This window comes from Burkholderia sp. WTPI3 (genome assembly GCF_021483755.1).
Taxonomy (GTDB): Bacteria; Pseudomonadota; Gammaproteobacteria; order Burkholderiales; family Burkholderiaceae; genus Burkholderia.
In genome coordinates, this window is record NZ_JAGIXF010000193.1 from 1 (window position 1) to 3378 (window position 3378).

Annotated in this window: 3 protein-coding genes; all 3 read right to left on the reverse strand. The window is 67.2% G+C overall.

Annotated elements, in window-relative coordinates; genetic code table 11:
• On the reverse strand, positions 1-186 hold a 186-nt coding region (locus tag J7024_RS36655), incomplete at its 3' end, for an NAD(P)-binding protein (protein ID WP_234746033.1).
• Positions 187-220: 34 nt separating this feature from the next.
• The gene (locus J7024_RS36660) at positions 221-2011 is read right to left on the reverse strand and encodes an acyl-CoA dehydrogenase (RefSeq protein WP_175751330.1); all 1791 of its coding nucleotides are present in this window, start codon (positions 2009-2011) and stop codon (positions 221-223) included.
• A 537-nt stretch (positions 2012-2548) separates the two neighbouring features.
• A partial coding sequence (locus J7024_RS36665) for an AraC family transcriptional regulator (RefSeq protein WP_234746034.1) occupies positions 2549-3378 on the reverse strand: 830 nt, incomplete at its 5' end.

Genomic DNA, 3378 nt, shown 5'->3' on the forward strand with positions numbered 1-3378 from the left:
AATGTGCGCGCCGATCTCGGAACCCTTCTCGAGCACGCACACGCCGATCTCGGTGCCTTTCTCGGCGGCCAGCTGCTTGAGCCGGATCGCCGCAGACAGCCCGGCGGGGCCGCCGCCGACGATCACGACGTCGTATTCCATCGATTCGCGCGGGCCGTACTGCGCGAGCAAGTCCTGTGTGGTCAAAATCCTGTCTCCTCCTGCGCCCCGACCGTTACGGTCAGAACTGGTCTTCCGTCAACGCGAGCACGCTCTCGTTGCCCTTCGCGCCGACGATCGACGCTTCGAGGCCGACTGCCTGCACGAGCACGTGTTCCGCATAGCATTGCGCGATCGCGATCTTCGCATCGAAGAACGCCGTGTCGCTCGCGCGGTTCGCGTGCGCCGCCAGCAGCGCGCGCGCCATCTGCCATCCGCACAGCACGACGCCCGCGAGCTTCAGGTACGGCACGCTGCCCGCGAACACCGCGTTCGGGTCCTGCTTCGCGTTCGCCAGCACGTAATCCACCACCGACGACAGCGACCGCGCGCCCTTCTCGAGCTGCGCCTTCATCGACGCAGCCGCCGCGCCGTCCAGCTTGGCGAGCGCCGCGACAGTCTCGCCGATTTCGGCGATCAGCGCCTTGGCGACCGCGCCGCCGTCGCGCAGCGTCTTGCGGCCGACGAGGTCGTTCGCCTGGATCGCGGTCGTGCCTTCGTAGATCGCGAGGATCCGCGCATCGCGGTAGTACTGCGCCGCGCCGGTTTCCTCGATGAAGCCCATCCCGCCGTGCACCTGCACGCCCAGGCTCGCCACGTCGTTCACCATCTCGGTGCTCCAGCCCTTCACGACCGGCACCAGATATTCGTAGATTGCCTGATGACGTGCCCGCGTCGCCTCGTCCGAATGGCGGTGGGCAATGTCGCTGTGCGCGGCGGCCACATAGGCGAGCGAGCGCGCGCCTTCGGTCAGCGCGCGCATCGTGCCGAGCATCCGGCGTACGTCCGGGTGATGGATGATGGTCACGGACTGCCTGGCCGACCCGTCGACCGGGCGGCTCTGCACACGCTCCTTCGCGAATTCGGCAGCCTTCTGGTACGCGCGGTCGGCCACGCCGATGCCCTGCATCCCGACGCCGAAGCGCGCCGCGTTCATCATGATGAACATGTATTCGAGGCCGCGATTCTCTTCGCCGACCAGATAGCCGATCGCGCCGCCGTGGTCGCCGTATTGCAGCACCGCCGTCGGGCTCGCCTTGATCCCGAGCTTGTGCTCGATCGACACACAGTGCACGTCGTTGCGCGCGCCGAGCGAGCCGTCTTCGTTGACCATGAACTTCGGCACGATGAACAGCGAAATGCCCTTCACGCCCTCCGGCGCGTTCGGCGTGCGCGCCAGCACCAGGTGGACGATGTTGTCCGCCATGTCGTGCTCGCCCCACGTGATGAAGATCTTGGTGCCGAACACCTTGTACGTGCCGTCGCCCTGCGGCTCGGCGCGCGAACGCACCAGCGCGAGGTCCGAGCCGGCCTGCGGCTCGGTCAGGTTCATTGTGCCCGTCCATTCGCCGGAGATCAGCTTCGGCACGTAACGCTGCTTCTGTTCGTCGGTGCCGGCCGTCAGCAGCGCCTCGATCGCGCCGTCGGTCAGCAGCGGACACAGTGCGAACGACAGGTTCGACGCGTTCAGCATCTCGATGCACGGCGTCGCGATCAGCTTCGGCAGACCCTGGCCGTCGTATTCGGCCGGATGCTGCAGGCCTTGCCAGCCGCCTTCGACGAACTGGCGGAACGCGGCGCCGAAGCCGGGCGTCGCCGTCACGACGCCGTCCTTCCAGCTGCTCGGATTGCGGTCGCCTTCGACGTTCAGCGGCGCGAGCACCTCGCCGCAGAATTTCGCGGACTCGTCGAGCACGGCCTGCGCCGTGTCGTAACCGGCTTCCTCGAAGCCCGGCAGCTGCGCAACGGTGTCGATGCCCGCGAGTTCCTTCAGCACGAACAGCATGTCCTTGACGGGGGCGTTATAGCTCATGGTCGATGTTCCAATCAGGCAGTGAAAGGGGGGCGCCAATGAGCCCGCTACGGCAAAACCGGCCAGCTCCAGGCGACGTCGGGACCCATCGTAATGCCGCGCCGGCGGATTCCCATTGTCATATCCGGCCCACATGGTGACAAAACCGGCCACCCGATGCGCGGGCGGCAGCGCCGAGGGTCGGCCCGATGCGGGTTCTGCCGGTGCCGGTTGCGTGGAAAATGGTACGCGCAAACGGCGCGCAGGCGTATCCGGCGGCGGGGCGAAGCAGCGGTCCGCTCGCGCTCGACGAAGGTCGGCGACGGGAAGCCGGTTATGGGAACCGGATCGGCGGCGGCATCCATAACGCGCCGGGCGGGCTGCACCCGATGCGCTCCGGCGATGCGGCGTTCCTCGCGACAGGGTGTCTGCTGAACCGGGCCGGCGGTCGGCCCGAGCCGCCGTCGGCACGTGCGGCGGCATCGACGAAGGGATGCCGTCCATGGGATCCCGCAAAGGGAGCCGTTTATGGGAGAGAACGCGGATCGGACGACCGCGCTACGCGCGCCGCCGGTAAGTCCCCGGCGTACTGCCCGTCCAGTGACGGAATGCCCGATGAAACGCGCTCGGATCGTCGAAGCCGATATCGGCGCCGATCGCCGCGATCGTGTCGAGCGTGTCGGTGAGCCGCTGGATCGCGATGTCGCGCCGCAATTCGTCCTTGAGCGCCTGGAACGTCGTGCCTTCGGCGGCCAGGTGCCGGCTCAGCGTGCGCACCGAACAATGCAGATGCTCGGCCGCCTGGTCGATCACCGGCAGGTCGGGCAGCGCCGCCGACAGGTATTGCCTGACGCGATGGCACACGAGCTGTTCGCTGAACGATTCGAAGATCCAGTCGCCCGGCGCACGCGCGAGGAACTTGCGCAGGTTGCGCTTGCTCTGCCGGATCGGCGCCTCGAGGTAATCCGCGCTGAAGCGCATCAGCGTGCGCTCGCGGTCGAACTGTACGGAGCCGGAGAAGAAATACAGGTGCTCGACCGCATGACGCGGCCGCGGACACGCGAACTCGATCTGCAGCAACGGGATCTTCTGCCCGATCAGCCAGGAGCACACGCCGTGCACGAGCTTGAGCATCAGTTCCTGGCCGAGCGCGCCTATCGGGCCCATCGCCGGGTTCGGCCGCAGCAGCACCTGTGCGACGAGGCCGTCGCGCTTCGATTCGACGAAGAAGTCGTCGAGCAGGATATGGAAGAACTGGCCGAAACGATGCAGCGCCGTTTCGAGGTTGCGCGCGTCGAGCAGGCTCAGGCACAGGTACTTCAGCGTGCCGCCGCGCAGCGGGCGCGAGAAGATGCCGGGCATCTCGTCGTCGAGGTCGATCGCGAGCG